13 protein-coding genes and 1 rRNA gene are annotated in these 16,217 nt (G+C 69.4%); 5 read left to right on the plus strand and 9 right to left on the minus strand.

Going from position 1 to position 16,217, the window contains the following annotated elements; translation table 11 throughout:
- Window positions 1-106 (plus strand): 5S ribosomal RNA (rrf, locus tag MBA17_RS00005); the annotation flags it as partial.
- Window positions 107-447: 341 nt separating this feature from the next.
- Here rrf and MBA17_RS00010 read toward each other — a convergent pair.
- The 5 genes from MBA17_RS00010 to MBA17_RS00030 form a co-directional block, all read right to left on the minus strand.
- On the minus strand, window positions 448-1,035 hold the full coding sequence (locus MBA17_RS00010) for a TetR/AcrR family transcriptional regulator (RefSeq protein ID WP_238494093.1): 588 nt from the start codon (window positions 1,033-1,035) through the stop codon (window positions 448-450).
- Window positions 1,036-1,414: 379 nt separating this feature from the next.
- Window positions 1,415-2,884, minus strand: a complete 1,470-nt coding sequence (locus MBA17_RS00015) for a phosphodiester glycosidase family protein (RefSeq protein WP_238494094.1) — start codon at window positions 2,882-2,884, stop codon at window positions 1,415-1,417.
- Between the two features lie 263 nt (window positions 2,885-3,147).
- Window positions 3,148-4,758 carry a PucR family transcriptional regulator gene (locus MBA17_RS00020; RefSeq protein ID WP_238494095.1) on the minus strand — a complete coding sequence of 537 codons (1,611 nt, stop codon included), beginning with the start codon at window positions 4,756-4,758 and terminating at the stop codon, window positions 3,148-3,150.
- A 47-nt stretch (window positions 4,759-4,805) separates the two neighbouring features.
- Window positions 4,806-6,452 carry an AMP-binding protein gene (locus MBA17_RS00025; RefSeq protein ID WP_238494096.1) on the minus strand — a complete coding sequence of 549 codons (1,647 nt, stop codon included), beginning with the start codon at window positions 6,450-6,452 and terminating at the stop codon, window positions 4,806-4,808.
- 36 nt (window positions 6,453-6,488) lie between these two features.
- On the minus strand, window positions 6,489-7,217 hold the full coding sequence (locus MBA17_RS00030; RefSeq protein WP_238495001.1) for a TetR/AcrR family transcriptional regulator C-terminal domain-containing protein: 729 nt from the start codon (window positions 7,215-7,217) through the stop codon (window positions 6,489-6,491).
- A 56-nt stretch (window positions 7,218-7,273) separates the two neighbouring features.
- Between MBA17_RS00030 and MBA17_RS00035 the strand changes: the two genes are divergently transcribed.
- Window positions 7,274-8,803 (plus strand): MFS transporter, encoded by a 1,530-nt coding sequence (locus MBA17_RS00035; protein WP_238494097.1) that lies wholly within the window; start codon window positions 7,274-7,276, stop codon window positions 8,801-8,803.
- Here MBA17_RS00035 and MBA17_RS00040 read toward each other — a convergent pair.
- Both MBA17_RS00040 and MBA17_RS00045 read right to left on the minus strand, forming a co-directional pair.
- Complete coding sequence (locus tag MBA17_RS00040) at window positions 8,763-9,473, minus strand: alternative oxidase (RefSeq protein ID WP_238494098.1); 711 nt, start codon at window positions 9,471-9,473, stop codon at window positions 8,763-8,765. The genes MBA17_RS00035 and MBA17_RS00040 overlap by 41 nt on opposite strands.
- A 271-nt stretch (window positions 9,474-9,744) precedes the next feature.
- A complete protein-coding gene (locus MBA17_RS00045) occupies window positions 9,745-10,113 on the minus strand; it encodes a WGxxGxxG family protein (protein WP_238494099.1) in 369 nt (122 codons plus the stop codon).
- A gap of 132 nt (window positions 10,114-10,245) precedes the next feature.
- On the opposite strand from MBA17_RS00045, the gene MBA17_RS00050 reads away from it, so the two are divergent.
- From MBA17_RS00050 to MBA17_RS00060, 3 genes are all read left to right on the plus strand, one after another.
- On the plus strand, window positions 10,246-11,544 hold the full coding sequence (locus MBA17_RS00050) for an aspartate aminotransferase family protein (protein WP_238494100.1): 1,299 nt from the start codon (window positions 10,246-10,248) through the stop codon (window positions 11,542-11,544).
- Window positions 11,541-13,025, plus strand: coding sequence for a CoA-acylating methylmalonate-semialdehyde dehydrogenase (locus tag MBA17_RS00055; RefSeq protein ID WP_238494101.1), 1,485 nt, complete (start codon window positions 11,541-11,543; stop codon window positions 13,023-13,025). The genes MBA17_RS00050 and MBA17_RS00055 overlap by 4 nt, the downstream gene beginning before the upstream one ends.
- Before the next feature lie 69 nt (window positions 13,026-13,094).
- Window positions 13,095-14,246: an extracellular solute-binding protein gene (locus MBA17_RS00060; protein ID WP_238494102.1), complete on the plus strand. Its 1,152-nt coding sequence runs from the start codon at window positions 13,095-13,097 to the stop codon at window positions 14,244-14,246.
- Window positions 14,247-14,342: 96 nt separating this feature from the next.
- On the opposite strand, the gene MBA17_RS00065 is transcribed toward MBA17_RS00060, so the two are convergent.
- Window positions 14,343-14,600, minus strand: coding sequence for a hypothetical protein (locus MBA17_RS00065; protein ID WP_238494103.1), 258 nt, complete (start codon window positions 14,598-14,600; stop codon window positions 14,343-14,345).
- A gap of 170 nt (window positions 14,601-14,770) precedes the next feature.
- On the minus strand, window positions 14,771-16,123 hold the full coding sequence (gabT, locus tag MBA17_RS00070) for a 4-aminobutyrate--2-oxoglutarate transaminase (RefSeq protein ID WP_238494104.1): 1,353 nt from the start codon (window positions 16,121-16,123) through the stop codon (window positions 14,771-14,773).
- Between the last annotated feature and the right edge of the window lie 94 nt (window positions 16,124-16,217).

Below are 16,217 nucleotides of genomic sequence, written 5' to 3' on the forward strand. Positions count from 1 at the left end.
TAGCGGTGGGGAAACACCCGGTTACATTCCGAACCCGGAAGTTAAGCCCTCCAGCGCCGATGGTACTGCACCGGGGACGGTGTGGGAGAGTAGGTCACCGCCGGACAAACATTTGATGTTTGTCGTTTAGTAGGAGTAGGCCTGTACGGTTTCCGTGCGGGCCTTCTTCTATTTCTGGGGTCTTTTCTGTTCAGTTTCCCCGGACCTTTCCCATGTTCCGGACTTGTTCCCATCTCGCTGTTCCGTCGGCTGCGCACAGCACCAGCCGCCAGTTGGCCGGCAGGCAAGTGAGCGGCAGACAAAGTGAGCGGATCGGGGCATGCGGGGTAGGCGGGTCGGGGCGTGCGAGGCGTGCGGGGCGTGCGAGGGAGGCGTGCGAGGCATGCGAGGCGTGCGGGGCGGGCACGGGCTGGCTCTTGGGCGAGCCAGAGCTCCTCGGCCGGCAGCTCAGCTGAGGGAATCCAGGTGAGCCGTCAGGACCCGGGTCGCCCAGCCGGTGCCAGCCGATAGAGGTTCGTAGAGGAGATGGGCGGCCAGGCCGTCCAGAAGAGCGTGTAGGCGCTGCGCTTCGAGTTCGGGGTCTCGCCCCGGCATCAGCGAGCCGGCCTGGTGGAGTCGGTCGATCATCCAGCGGCAGGCATCCCTCAGCGCCTGGTGTGCCTCTGCTCGCAGCGGCCTGAGGCATTCTTCGGCGTTGGCGGCGGTCAGCAGGGCCAGGAAGATTTCCATCTCCGCGCGACGTTCGGCGTCGAGCGGGAGCATCTCCCGGGCCACGGCTTCGACCGTCGCCCGGATGGTCGGCAGCGGGGAGAGGGCCGCGACCCGCTTCTGCACCCTGGTGAGCACGAGTTGCATGGCGAAAATCAGCAACTCGGACTGAGTGTTGAACACGTGGCGCAGCGAGCCGGTGGACACGCCCGCCTCCGCGGCGACGGAGCGTACGGACACGTGCCCCACCCCGTCTCGGAGGATGACGCGCCAGGCTGCTTCCGCGAGTTCCTCGCGACGCCGGGTGCGGTCGATGAGCTTGGGCACCACGCTATGTTAGCGCACGCGTACTAGCACAGCGGTCCTTATGGCAGTACGTCCGAACTGCCAAATGCCGGCGGTGCCCGCCTCCACCGGCGGTCTCTGTCCCGCGCTGGCGGTGCCCGCCCCTCCGCGCTGGCGCTGTCTGCCTCCGCCGGCGGTGCCCGCCTCCACTGGCGGTCTCTGTCCCGCGCTGGCGGTGCCCGCCCCGCCCTCGCCAGCGGTGTCTGCCTCCGCCGGTGGCGGCTCGCCGAGTTGGATCGCCCGCGAGCACCGCACCTGCTCGGTCTCTTCAGGGCACTCCGTTGCGCGGGGAAGGGCGAGCGTGCTGAGAACAAACCGGGTGCGGTGGTGGTCTGGCTACCAACCGCCGCGCCCGGCTACGTCAGCGAGTGATGAAGAGGGCGTCGCCCACGGTTCGCTCGCTGCCGTCCGAGGGACGGTTCACGACCTTGTGCTTGACGACCATGGCGCTGGAGCCGCCGCCGTCGAGGTTGATGGCGTTCTTGGCGCCGAGCCAGCGCATCAGCTGGGCGGCTTCGATCATGGAGGCGCCGACCGTGTTGCCCGGGTCGCGGCCGTCCACGGTCGCCATGATCAGACCACCGGACTTGGTGACGCCGACCAGGGTGCGGGGATGGCGGCGCAGGATCATGTTCACCGAGTCGTGTCCGTCAGCCTTTGCGGTGATTTTGACGGTGCCGTTCCTGACCAGGCCGACCGAGCCGCCCATGATGTGGGTGTCCGGCGTGAGGGGGATGGCATCGCCCGTACGGAGGTCGGTCACCTGGGTGTCCAGTGACAGCTTCCAGCCCTCCCAGACGTGTTCCCACATCCAGTCGGCGGCCGCCCCTCGGCCGTGCAGCACCCACGAGTCGCGCGGTACGGCGCCGCCGGCCGTACGGAGTCTGGTGACGGTGCCCGATGCGTCGACGACGGCCTCCGCGCCACCGTCGGCGGGTATCTTCTGGCCGAACTCGCCCGTGTAGGCGATGAGTTCGCCGCCCTTGGCCGCGCGGTTGACGCCCTGCACGGGCTGCTTGGTGCCGTCGCCGCCGGTGATGCTGAGGGTGGTCTCCAGCTCGGTGATGCGTGCCGAGCGGCCCTTGAGGATCAGTGCGCTGCGGCCGCGTACGGCTTCGCTGAGCAGCTTGCCGTTCACGACGGAGATGCCGACGGGGTCGCCCTGGAGGTTCTTGGCGGTGTGGATGTTGAAGAACCCGCCGTTGACGCCGGCGATGGCCTTGACCTGGCGTGACATCGACGAGGTGGTCTCCCGCTTGGCGACGCTCCGGCCGACGCTGGCCTGGAAGGAGCCGCGGAACAGCTTGGGGTCGACCATCAGGACGTTCATGTTCCAGGGGCCGGTGGTGTCCAGCCCGTCATCGCCGAGGTAGTCGGCCTTGGCGCTGATCTTGGCCTTCTTGAGCTTGGCGACCATCTTGTCGGCCTTGGCCCGCTGTTTGAGAGTCCACTCGCCGATCCTGACCGTGTAGTACTCCTCGGCGGGGTCGTCCGAGACGGCGGGCCGTACGAACTTCTCCAGTTTGGGGGTCAGTCCGGCGTCCTCGACTTCGATGGCCTTGATCTGGGCGTCCTCCAGGGTGCCGTGGTCGCGGCCGTTCGGCATGAGCACGGTGACGGTGTAGCCCTGGGTGGACTTGCCCTGCTTGACGCGGTAGAGGTCCACGCCCTGGGCGACGGCGCTGTGCGCGCGGGCCGGAAGTCCCCGGGTGCCGAGGGGGAATTTCGAGGAGGGGAAGGACAGGCTGGCCGGCGCCGCCGAGGCGGCCGGTACGGCGGCGACCACAAGAGTTGTGGCGACCGACAGGCCGACGATTAGTCGACGCGACATGGTGTTAGCTCCCCGCGATGGACCTGATTGTCGATGATCTATCGTGCCGATCATCAGGGCCGGAGGGGAGCGGAACACGCGAAAAACGTTGAGAAAGGTAGATCTGGTGGCGCGGTTGAGAGGAAAGAGGTACTAGCGGTTCTTAGGTGGCGAGGGTTTTCATCCTGTTTGGGTTATTTGTGCTATTTGGCGTAAGCGGGCCGATGAACCGGGCCGACACCTCGCCGCGACTGGTGATGGGACGCGGCTGGTGGTGGGAGAGGTCAGCGGTTGTCTCGCCGGAAGGATTCGAGGGCCAGCAGAGCGACGTGCAGGGAGAGGCAGGACTCCACGTCGTCCAGGTCGGTGTCGAGGACGCGTTCGAGGCGCCTGAGCCGGTCGTAGAAGGCGGGGCGGGAGAGGTGGGCCTTCTGGGCGGCGACCGCCTTGTTCCGGCCGGCGTCGAGATAGATGCGCAGGATTCTGCTGAGGTCGCCGCCGCGCTGGGCGTCGTGGGCGAGCAGGGCGGCCAGTTCGCGTTCGGCGAAGGTCTGCAGGCGGGCGTCGTCGCGGAGCAGGTGGAGCAGGCCGCGCAGCCGGAGATCGGGCAGCCGGTAGAAGACCCGGCCGTCGGGCTGGCGGACGGCCACGTCGGCGACCTGCTCGGCTTCCAGGAAGCTGCGCCGTACGTCCTTGATCGAATCGACCACGGAACCCGCGGCCAGTACGAAGGCGCGGGCGGAGGTCGTGCGGAGGCGGTCGGAGAGGGCGGTGAGGGCGGCTTCCGGGGAGGTGCGCGGGGGGAGGGGGAGCAGGACGGCGACGCGGTTCTGGTCGAGGGCGCCGACGAGGGCGGGCTGGCGGGCATCGCGGCAGGTGGCGGCGGTGGCCTCGGCGAGTTCGCCGAGCTGGGCCTGTCCGTCGAGCGCGGTGTCGACCGGCTCGGTGAGCCGCAGGACCAGGCTGATCAGTTTGCGCCCGGTGAGCGGCACGCCGACGGCCCTGGACCGCGCGGCGGCCTCGTCGGGGTCGGAGTAGGCGTGGGTGAGGATGCCGGTGATGATCGTTCCGTGGGCCTGGCGCTCCAGGCTCTGCTGGTGGCGTTCGAGGAGCCGGCCGAGCGCGAGGGTGGTGCCGGCCCGCTCGGCGAGCACGATCTCACGAGGGCTGGGCGGACCGTCGCAGAGCAAGATCAGTCTGCCCCAGTCCTGGCCCCGTGCGCCGACCATGGCCACCAGCCAGCCGGCCGCGGCGTCGTAGGCGGTGCGCTCGTTCGGGGCCACGGCCCGGGATCTGGTCTCCCAGCTCGCCAGCAGCGCCCCGGTGTCACGGCCCGCGCTCTCGCAGGCCAGCACCTGGTGCGCCAGGTTCTCCAGCAGCACCGGCCGGCCGGAGAGCCGGGCGACCTGGCTGAGCACCTCGGCCGGTGAGGCGCCCTCCACCGACAGCTCGGTGAACACCTCGTGCAGTTGCTCGGAGGCGCGCAACTCCTCCAGTTGGATGTCGATGATCCGCGCGTGCACCGATTCGGTGATCTGCACGAACGGGGTCTCCCTGGCCAGGGTGATCAACGGGAGCCCGTGTTTCTCCGCCGCGACGACCACCGCGGGCGGCAGTTCCGTGATGAACTTGCGGCCGAGCTCGACGATCAGTCCGGAGGCTCCCACGGCGGACAGGGCGCCGACGTAGTCGACCAGTTTGTCTGGCTCGTCGGGCAGTGCGATGCCGGTGGTGAGCACGAGTTCCCCGCCGCGCAACAACTCGGCGATGTCGGTCACCTCGCCGACGTGGACCCAGCGCACTCGGGAGTCGAGCCGGTCGGCGCCCGCCACGACACTGGGACTGCCCCTGCGGACGGCGTCCAGGGCCAGAACGTCGGCGATGGTGGGCAACACGTTGCCGACACTATCTGATCAGAATGTAAATCCGTATTCCGTATCCTTTACATACTGAGGTCGGGAAAATCGTCCTCGCGGAACTCCGCAGCGCCCGGCGCCTGCTCCCTGAGCTCCACCCGGCGGATCTTCCCGGAGATCGTTTTGGGCAGCTCGGCGAACTCCAGCCTTCTGATCCGCTTGTACCCGGCCAGGTTGTGGCGGGCGTGCGCGAGGATCGAGCGCGCGGTGGCCGCGTCGGGCGCGAAGCCGGGCGCCAGGGTCACGTACGCCTTGGGTACGGCGAGACGCAGCGGGTCGGGGGCGGGCACGACGGCCGCCTCGGCCACCGCCTCGTGTTCCAGCAGCACGCTCTCCAGTTCGAACGGTGAGATCCGGTAGTCGCTCGCCTTGAAGACGTCGTCGGTGCGGCCGACGTAGGTGATGTAGCCGTCGGCGTCGCGGGTGGCCATGTCGCCCGTGTGGTAGTAGCCGTCCCGCATGGCATCAGCATTTCCATCGATATATCCGCGCATGAGGCCCAATGGGCGGTTCGCCAGCGGCAGGCAGATCTCCCCGTCGTCGCCCGCCTCACCCGTCGCCGGATCGACCAGAGCCACATCGTAGCCGGGCAGCGGGCGTCCCATCGAGCCGGCCTTCACCGGCTCGCCCGGCGGGTTGCCGATCTGCGCGGTGGTCTCGGTCTGGCCGTAGCCGTCCCTGATCGTGATGCCCCACGCCTTGGCGACCTGGTCGATGATCTCCGGGTTGAGCGGCTCCCCGGCGGCGACGGCCGTACGCAGCGGCAGCGACCAGGCGGCGAGGTCCTCCTGGATCAGCATCCGCCACACGGTGGGCGGCGCGCAGAACGTCGTCACCCCGTGGTCGCGCATCACCCCGAGCAGCGCCGCGGCGGAGAACCGGGCGTAGTCGTAGACCAGCACGTTGGCCCCGGCGTTCCAGGGGGCGAACACGTTGCTCCAGGCGTGCTTGGCCCAGCCGGGGGAGGAGACGTTCAGGTGCACGTCGTCCGGCCCGACGCCGATCCAGAACATCGTCGACAGGTGGCCGATGGGATAGGACGCGTAGGTGTGCTCCACCAGCTTGGGCCTGGCCGTCGTGCCCGAGGTGAAGTAGAGCAGCAGCGTGTCGTCCGAACGGGTCACGCCGTCGGGGACGAAGACCTCGGAACGGTCGTCGGCCCCGGCGTAGGAGAGCCAGCCGGGAGCCTCGCCGCCGACCGTGATCCGGACGTACGCGCCGTCGCCGAACTTGGCGGCCTGCGCGGCCTCGGTGATCACGTGCGTGACGCCGCCCCGCTCGACGCGGTCCTCGATGTCGGACGTGGACAGCAGCGTCGTCGCCGGGATGACCACCGCCCCCAGCTTCATCGCGGCGAGCAGCGTCTCCCAGAGTTCGGCCCGGTTGCCCACCATCAGCAGGATGCGGTCGCCGCGCCGTACTCCCAGTTCGCGGAGCCAGTTGGCGACCTTGGCGGATCGCGCCGACAGGGCGGCGAACGTGTGGGCGGTGGCGTGGCCGGCCGCGTCCACGATCGTCAGCGCGGTGGCGCCGGGTCGTTCCGCGGTGAGCACGCCGTCGAACCAGTCGAGGGCCCAGTTGAACTCGGCCGGTTCCGGCCAGCGGAACTCGCTGAGCGCGGTGCCGTAGTCGGTGTCGAGGAGGAGGTCACGGGCGGCGCGGAAGTCGCTCATACCGGCATCCTCCTGCGTCGGGCGCCGCCGCGTCCATCATCGGGGCAGACGCGCGGCGAGCCCGTCGAGGACACAGCTCAGGCCGAAGGCGAAGCGGTCGATCATGTCGTCGCGAAGATCTCCGCTCTCCCTGGTCCGTTCGTAGAGCGCGTGCAGCGTGGGCCGGCCCGCCATGGACGCGACGACTGCCGACTCGTTCTGCTCCAGCCACTGCTTGGGGGACAGGCCGGTGGCGGCCACCATTTCGTACCAGCCCGATTCGGACGCGGTGACACCCATGACATAGGCCGTCAGCGTGTTCACCGCGTGGTCGATGGCGGGGCCGTGGAAGCCGGCGTCCTCGAACAGGATCATGGCCTTTTCGGCCAGGATCAGCGCGTTCGGGCCCAGGCTGGGCCGGGAGCCGAGCAGCTTGATCGCCCACGGGTGCCGGAGCAGGGCCTGGCGCAGGCTGTGCGCGAAGACGGACGCGGCCTCCTGCCAGTGGAGCCCGCCGCCCACCGGCAGTGCGATTTCGCCGAAGACCTCGTCCATGGCGAGGTCGAGCAGCTCCACTTTGTTCGCGACGTACCAGTAGATCGAGGTGGCGCCCATGCTCAGCTTGGTGCCCAGGCGCCGCATGCTCAGCGCGTCGAGGCCCTCCGCGTCGAGCAGTTCGATGGTGGCGCGCACGATCTGCGCCTGGCTGGTCGACGCGTCCTTCTTCGGCGGGCGGGCCCCTTCGGCGGCCAGCCTGCCCCACACGGAGGTGTACTGCGGCTTCATTACGCTCAAGGATAAATCCTCTCGCACACTGTGCGACGCTCTCGTACAGTGTGCGAATGCAATCGAACACTGTACGAGAAGAACCGGCGGCAGCCCGGAATCCGCGCCGCTGGTGGATTCTGGTGGTGCTGTGCCTGAGTCTGTTGGTGCTGGTCATCGACAACACGGTGCTGAATCTCGCGATCCCCTCGCTGATGAGCGACCTGGGCGCCAGCCCCGGAGACGTCCAGTGGATCATCGATGCCTACGTGCTCGTCTTCGCCGGGCTCCTGCTCACGGCGGGCAGCCTGTCCGACCGGTACGGCAGGCGGCGGTTTCTGATCATCGGGCTGGTGGTCTTCGGCGGGGCCTCGCTGGTGGCCGTCGTCGCCGCCGAGCCCTGGCAGGTGATCGCGGCCAGGGCGCTGATGGGCGTGGGCGGCTCGATCCTGATGCCGAGCACGCTGTCCATCCTGATCACCGTCTTCGACGACGACGAGCGCCGCAAGGCCATCGCCGCCTGGACCGCGGTGGCCATGGTGGGCGTGATCGCCGGTCCGACCCTGGGCGGCTTCCTGCTGGAGAACTACTGGTGGGGCTCGGTCTTCCTGCTCAACGTGCCGGTCGCCATCGTCGCGATCATCGCGGCGCTGCTGCTGATGCCGGAGACGCGCGGCCCGGCGAGGCGGATCGACCCGCCCGGCGTGCTGCTGTCCGTCGTGGGGATGACCGCGCTGGTCTACTTCGTGATCTCCGGGCCGCACGCGGGCTGGACCGCTCCCCTGTCACTGCTCGCCATCACCGTCGCCGTGGTCGCCCTGACCGCCTTCGTGATCTGGGAACTGCGCTGCGACCATCCGATGCTGCCGCTGGAGTTGTTCCGTGACCGGAACTTCAGCGGGTCGTCCTTCTCGATCGTGCTGCTGTCGTTCGGCACCGGTGCCCTGTTGCTGATGCTGACCCAGTATCTCCAGTTCGTGCTGGGATACGGGCCGCTGCAGGCCGGCCTGGCGCTGGTGCCGTACGCGGTCGCCTCGGCGGTGTTCAACGCGGTGGGCGCGGGTCTCGGGCAGCGGGTGAGCAACCGCCTGCTGATCGTCACGGGGCTGGGCACGATGGGGGTGGGCTTCGTCGTGATGACCTTCATCGGGCCGTCGACCGGCTACGGCACGATGATCTCCGGGTTGCTGGTCATGGGGGTCGGGGCCGGTCTCGCCGGGCCGTCGGCCTACGCGACCCTGATGGGAGCCGTGCCGCAGGAGCACGCCGGGGTGGGCTCCGCGCTGAACGACACCGTCCAGCAGGTCGGCATGGCGCTCAGCATCGCGGTGCTGGGCAGCGTGCTCGCCGGGGGATACACCGCGGCCATGCCGGAGGGCGCGCCGCAGGCCGCTCGCGAGTCGATCGGCAACGTGGCCCGGTTCGGCGATCCGGGGCTGCTGGAGGAGGCCCGCGCGGCCTTCGTCTCCGCCATGTCCTTCGGCTCCTGGGTGGGGGTGGGCTGCTGCGTGGCCGCCGCGCTCCTCGCGGGGCTCGTGCTGCGCAGGCCCACCCCGTCAGGAGTGCTCACGGGCGCGGCTGGTGGAACCGCGGAGCGGACAGGTTGACCAGGCTGTCGAGCTTGTGCACGCGCTCGTCGTGGCCGATCTGCCGCAGTAGGTCGGCCACCGACGCGTAGCGCCCGTACTCGGCGGCGTAGGTGCCCGGGTCCGGCTGGAACTCCAGCTCCGGGTGCTGTGCGACGAAGTTCATGTACTCGTGCTCCGCGTGGTCCTCGAACTCGGCGTTCAGCCGGTAGCTCCACTCCGGCTTGACCAGGAACATCAGCCAGGAGACGTGGTAGTAGAAGAACGCGATCAGCCAGGGCGCCGCCTTGTGCAGCAGCCAGTTCTGCCGGTGCCCGTCCCGCTGGACGAGGTCCTGCATGATCAGCAGGTGGAACTGCTCGTTGTCCTGGTCGGACCGGGCCTCGACGATCCGGTCCATCACCCTCCTGGCCAACGCGGACCTGCCGTGGTGGCGGTGCACCGCCCAGTAGCCCATCCGCTCCCACGCCTGGTACGGCACGCGGGCGATGATCTCCAACATGGCGAACTTCGTGTACGAGCCCTGCTTGCCGTAGAAGAGATCGACCGGCAGGAACATCATCTTGGCCAGCAGGCCGTACCTCATCCGCGGCGACGCCAGCGTCTGCTGCTGTGCGATGCGGAGCTGGTGGCTGTCGAGCTTCGGCGGGCCGGCCGGCGCCTCGGGGCGGTCGATCGTGGTGGTCGTCATCTGGAGTTCCCTCTCTCCTCGTCGGATATACCGATCGTGGTGGAGAGGCCCCCATCCCGTCGTCGGCCGTGAGACGGCATTGACCATGCGTCGATCGACGTAGAAAGGGGGTGCGCGGATGCGCCGCCAGGTGGACGGGACATCCCCTAGGGGTCGTGAACCCGGGCAAACGTCGCCGCCCCGCCTCCAGATGGTCTCCTGGGACGCGTGAACGATACGAGGGCCGCCAGGACGTGGTCCTGGCGGCCCTCGACTGATATGCCGTCGTCCGTCAAGGGCGCGGCTGGTGTGTCGTCCTGGTGTGCGCGTCCCCGCGCTCGTGCTGGCGGTTGTTCTTACGCAGGCCCATGAACCCGAGCAGGCCGGCAAGGCCCAGCAGGCCCCAGAGCCCCGCGTTGCCGCCGCCCTCCGCCTTCTCCGGCTGCGGCGCCGGCGTGACCTGGCTCTGCGAGACTGCGGCCACTGGCGCGTCCGCCGTCGCTGCGGCGGCCGGAGCAAGTGTCAGGAAGACAGCCAGCCCCAGTGCACTGAGAGTCTTGCGCATCTGGATCCCCCGATCCGGCAGTCTCACGACTGCGGAGACCGCCTGTAGTGTCCCCAGCACCTGTGCCGGGACCCCGTGAAAGGGCAGAATCTCCATTTCCCCTGCTAGGCGTACCCCTACCATGCAGGTCGTGACTCAAACGCACCCCTACATGTTGTAAGCCGAAATTGCGCTAAGCCGACATATTGCGAGTAGGAGCCTGGCGCCGTATACCGGGATACTCGAACCATGTCGGACCTACTCGCGCGCCACCGGGCGGTCATGCCCAACTGGGTGGCCCTGTACTACAACGAGCCCATCGAGATCGTCGGCGGCAAGGGCAACCGGGTCGTCGACGGCGACGGCAAGAGCTACCTCGACTTCTTCGCCGGCATCCTGACCAACATGATCGGGTACGACGTGCCCGAGGTGCGCGAGGCCGTCGAGCGCCAGCTCGCCACGGGCGTCGTGCACACCTCGACCGCCTACCTGCTGCGCGGCCAGGTCGAGCTCGCCGAGAAGATCGCCCGGCTGTCGGGCATCGAGGACGCCAAGGTGTTCTTCACCAACTCCGGCACCGAGGCGAACGAGACGGCCCTGCTCCTGGCGACGTACGCACGCAAGTCCGACCAGGTGCTCGCCATGCGGCAGAGCTACCACGGGCGATCCTTCGGAGCCGTCTCCGTCACCGGCAACCGCGGGTGGAAGAACAACTCGCTCTCGCCGCTCAACGTGCACTTCCTGCACGGTACGGACCGCCGGCTGGCGCAGTTCCGCGGGCTCGGCGACGCGGACTACATCGCCGCCTGCGTCGATGACCTGCGCCACGTGCTCGCCACCGCGGTCGCCACGGACGTGGCGGCCCTGATCGCCGAGCCGGTGCAGGGCGTCGGCGGCTTCACGATGGCCCCCGACGGGCTGTTCGCGGCCTACAAGGAGGTGCTCGACGAACAGGGCATCCTGTTCATCTCCGACGAGGTCCAGACCGGGTGGGGCCGCACGGGCAGCGCGTTCTTCGGCATCCACAACCACGGCGTGACGCCGGACATGCTGACCTTCGCCAAGGGCCTGGCCAACGGGTTCGCCGTCGGCGGCGTGGTGGCGCGCGGCGACCTGATGGACGCCCTGCACGCGGCGGGGCTGTCCACCTTCGGCGGGAACCCGATCTCGATGGCCGCCGCCAACGCGACCCTCGACTACGTGCTCGACCACGACCTCCAGGCCAACGCGGCCAGGACGGGGGCCCTGATCATCGAAGGGCTCAAGGCGGCGGCGGGCCGGCTCCCGGTGGTCGGCGACGTGCGCGGCAAGGGCCTGATGTTCGCCGTCGAGCTCGTCGACCCGGCCACCGGCGAACCCGCGCCCGCGTGGGCGGCCAGGTTCATGGAGGTGACCAAGAAGGCGGGGCTGCTCGCCGGCAAGGGCGGCCTGCACGGCAACGTCATCCGGATGGCTCCGCCGCTGACGATCACCGCTGACGAGGCGCGCGAGGGACTCGGCATCATCGTGGGCGCCCTGGAGACGGTCGACGCGGAGGCGGCCTCGTGAAGGAGATCACCCACTGGATCGACGGCGCGCCGGTCGCCGGGACCGGCCGTACGGGGGAGATCTTCAACCCGGCGACCGGGCGGGTCGGCGGCCACGTCCGGATGGCCACGGCGGCGGAGGTGGACGGCGCGGTCGCCGCGGCCGAGGCGGCGTACCCGGCGTGGCGCGACACCTCGCTGGTCAAGCGGGCGCAGGTGCTCTTCCGTTTCCGTGACCTGCTCGACCGGCACCGGGACGAGCTGGCCGGGCTGATCAGCGCGGAGCACGGCAAGGTGCACTCCGACGCGCTCGGCGAGGTCGCGCGCGGGCTGGAGGTCGTGGAGTTCGCCTGCGGCATCCCGCAGCTGCTCAAGGGCGGCTTCTCGGAGAACGTCTCGACCAGGGTCGACTCCTACTCCATCCGGCAGCCGCTGGGGGTCGTCGCCGGGATCACGCCGTTCAACTTCCCGGCGATGGTGCCGATGTGGATGTTCCCCGTCGCGATCGCGTGCGGGAACACGTTCATCCTCAAACCATCGGAGAAGGACCCTTCGGCGTCGCTGCTGATGGCCTCGCTGTGGCAGCGGGCGGGGCTGCCCGACGGCGTGTTCAACGTGGTCCAGGGCGACCGGGAGGCCGTCGACGCGCTTCTCGCGCATCCCTCGGTGCGGGCGGTGAGCTTCGTCGGCTCCACCCCGATCGCCCGGTACGTCTACGAGACCGGCACCAGGCACGGCAAGCGCGTCCAGGCGCTCGGCGGCGCGAAGAACCACATGCTCGTGCTGCCGGACGCCGACCTCGACCTGGTCGCCGACGCGGCGGTCTCGGCCGGGTTCGGCTCGGCGGGGGAGCGGTGCATGGCGATCTCCGTCGTGCTCGCCGTCGAGCCGATCGGCGACGAACTGGTCGACAGGATCGTCTCCAGGGTGGCCGCCCTGACCGTCGGCCCCGGCGACGACCCGGCCTCGGAGATGGGCCCGCTGGTCACCCGCGAGCACCGCGACAAGGTGGCCTCCTACCTGGACCTCGGTGCCGCCGAGGGAGCCAAGATCGTCGTGGACGGCCGCAGGACGACGGTCGGCGGCGACGGCTTCTGGCTGGGGCCCTCGGTGCTCGACCACGTGCCGCCGGGTTCGCGCGTGCACCGTGAGGAGATCTTCGGCCCGGTCCTGTCGGTGCTGCGGGTCGCCTCGTACGAGGAGGGCCTGTCGGTCATCAACACCGGCGAGTACGGCAACGGCACCGCGATCTTCACCAACGACGGCGGCGCCGCCCGGCGCTTCCAGAACGAGGTCGAGGTCGGGATGATCGGCATCAACGTCCCGATCCCGGTGCCCATGGCCTTCTACAGCTTCGGCGGCTGGAAGTCCTCGTTGTTCGGGGACACCCACGTGCACGGGACCGAGGGCGTGCACTTCTACACCCGGGGCAAGGTCGTCACCTCCCGCTGGCTCGACCCGAGCCACGGCGGCGTGAACCTGGGTTTCCCCACCAACCTCTGATGCGGGCCTGCCCTCTTGCGGCGGCCGGTAGGCTCCCGCAAGAGGGCAGCGGTCGTTGAGGGGGGCTTCGTGGCGCGTGGCAGACGACTCGTGGCGTTCGTCGTGGCGGGCGGGCTCGGCCTGTCCGCCGGCACGGGCGCGGCCTCCCCGACACCCTCGCCGACCCCTTCGCCCAGCCCGTCGATCGGCGCCGGCGAGGGGATCCTGACGGTCCTGGCCTACCGGGGCCAGGTGGAGTACGGCGGGCTGGACCCGAAGGTCAACTGGGTGGGCCCGTTCGAGCGGAAGACCGGTTGCCGGGTCGCCCTCCTCGACCAGGTCCGCAGGCCAGCCGACCTGGAGACGGCCTACGAGAAGAAGTCCTACGACGTGGTTGCCGCTTCCCCGGAGACAGCCGGGAAGCTGATCGCGGAGCGGAAGGTCAGGCCGCTCGACACCGCGCTCGTCGGCGACTACGACGACATCCCCAAGCGGCTGCGCACCCTCCCCGCCTACCACCGCGACGGCAGGGCCTACGGCGTTCCGTACCTGTGGGAGGCGACCCAGCTCCTCTACGACGACACCGGCGAGGCCAGGCCGACGAGCCGTACGCGCCTCTACACCGGTACGAAGGCCGCGATCGAGGATGACCCGCTCAGCATCGCGCAGGCCGCCCTCGTCCTGCGGAAGTCGGAGCCGGAGCTGAAGGTCGACGATCCCTTCCAGCTCACCGCCGAGCAGCTCGACAAGGCGGTGGAGTTGCTGGAACAGCAGCGGAACGACGAGGGCCGCGTCTACTGGCGTGACCCTCTGGAGGTGATCGAAGGTTTCGCCGGCGGCGACCTCCGCCTCGCCCAGGCTTCGCCGTACGTGCTGGATCTGCTGCGGCGGGCGGATCGTCCCGTCCTCGCGGCCGAGGAGGGGCCGGCGACCGGGCGGGCCGACGCGTGGATGATGTCGGCGAACGCCGCCAATCCCAACTGCGCCTACCGCTGGCTCGACTGGATGGCCTCGGCCGACGTCCAGCGTCAGGCCGCCGCCTGGACCGGCAGCGCCCCCGCCAATCCGGACGCCTGCACGGGCAGGGCCCGCCGGGTCTGCGACGCCTACCATGTCGGCGACTCCGACTGGCTCGACAAAGTGAACTTTGCCGTTCGCCCGGCCAGGGATTGCGGCGGCGGTGGCGGGGAATGCACTGATTACACCGACTGGGTGGCTCGATGGCAGCGGCTTGTGGGCTGAGCGGGAGTTCCGCCGCTCCCGCGTGACCGCGGGCGTCCACCACCGAACGACGCCTGCCAGGGCGCTCCGGGAGTTCCCCCGACCCCGGGGCGCCCGTCAGGGAAGGGCCGCCCGGGAACGGGCGGGCGCGGTCAGCACGCTCGATGACGATGTCGATGTCGGCGCCAGCGCCTCCGCGCAGTCGGGGCACGCGAGCACGGCCCCGTTGTCAGGAAGGCGGCCGACCCGGACCCGGGGGCGCGGCCATTTCTTGTGGCACACCACGCAGGCGTCGCCGTCGCGTTGCGCGCACGTCAGGCCTTCAGGGTCGAACGTCATCATGATCCGTGCCGTTCCGGTCGGATCCCAGCTCATCACTCTCCTTGTGGTGATCGACTGCGTTATATCGGAACCGTTATAACCCTGTCTCTCTCAGTGATCGCCTTGTTGGGCGTCAAGGCACGGTTAAATCACTGGCGTCACGCTTGCCGTATAACTACAAAAGGGACACCAAGCACGAAGCCGGGTGCCCCTTTTGGGTGGATCTAAACCTCGCTGATGGCCTTCTCCAAGATGGTGAGACCCTCTTCCAGCAGGTGGTCGGGCATCACCAGCGGCGGCAGAAAGCGCAGGACGTTGCCCGAGGTTCCGGCGGTGAGCACGAGCAGGCCCGCCGCGTGGCAGCGCTTGGCGATCTCCGCGGTGACGGCGGGGTCCGGCTCCTTGGTGCCCGGCCTGACCAGCTCGATCGCGATCATCGCTCCCCGGCCGCGCACGTCGCCGATGAAGCCGAACTGCTCGGCGAGGCGGCGGAGCCGCGGCAGCATCACCGAGCCGATGTGCCTGGCCCGCTCGACGAGACCGTCCTCCTCGATGGTCTCCAGCACGGCCAGCGCCGCCTCGCACGCCAGCGGGTTGCCGGCGTAGGTGCCGCCCAGACCGCCCGCGTGGACCTTGTCGAGCAACTCGGCCCTGCCGGTCACCGCGGCCAGCGGCAGGCCGCCCGCGATGCCTTTGGCGGTGCAGATGATGTCGGGCACGATGCCCTCGTCCTCGCAGGCGAACAGGTCGCCGGTCCTGGCGAAGCCGGTCTGCACCTCGTCGGCCACGAAGACGATGCCGTTGGCCCGGCAGTACTCCAGGATCCGGGGCAGGAAGCCGCGCGCCGGCTCGACGAACCCGCCCTCGCCGGCGATCGGCTCGATCACCACCGCCGCGACGTTGCCCGCCCCGACCTGCTTGTCGATCAACTCGATGGCCTGCGCGGCGGCCTCCTCCGCACAGTTCTCCCTGCCGGTCGGCCACCGGAACGGGTAGGCCAGCGGAGCCCGGTAGACCTCGGGCGCGAACGGCCCGAATCCCTGCTTGTAGGGCATGTTCTTGGCCGTCAGCGACATCGTGAGCAGCGTGCGGCCGTGGTACCCGTGGTCGAAGACGACGACCCCCTGCCGTCCCGTGGCGAGCCTGGCCACCTTGACCGCGTTCTCCACGGCCTCGGCGCCGGTGCTCACCAGGAACGTGCGCTTGGTGTGGTCGCCCGGCGTGATCTGGTTCAGCCGCTCGCACACCTCGACGTACGACTCGTACGGCGTGACCATGAAACACGTGTGCGTGAACTCGCCCACCTGCCTGCGCACCCGCTCCACCACCCGCGGAGCCGCGTTGCCCACGCTGGTCACCGCGATGCCGGAGCCGAAGTCGATCAGAGAGTTGCCGTCCGCGTCGACGAGGACGCCGCCCCCCGCCCTGGTCACGAAGACGGGCAGGGTGGTGCCGATGCCCTGGGGCACGGCTGACTGCTTGCGCGCGAACATCTCGCGCGACTTGGGACCGGGGATCTCGGTGACGACGCGGCGCTCCTGCGGAAGCGCGGGCCCGCCCTGCGTGCTGGTGCTCATACAGCGAACGTACGGCGGGCGTCGCCCCATGTTGATGTTGCACTATGGCACACTGGAGTGATTCGGATTGTCCATTCCGTACAATCCGGAGATC

This window comes from Dolomitihabitans soli, assembly GCF_022213955.1.
In the GTDB taxonomy this organism is placed as follows: Bacteria; Actinomycetota; Actinomycetes; order Streptosporangiales; family Streptosporangiaceae; genus Streptosporangium_A; species Streptosporangium_A soli.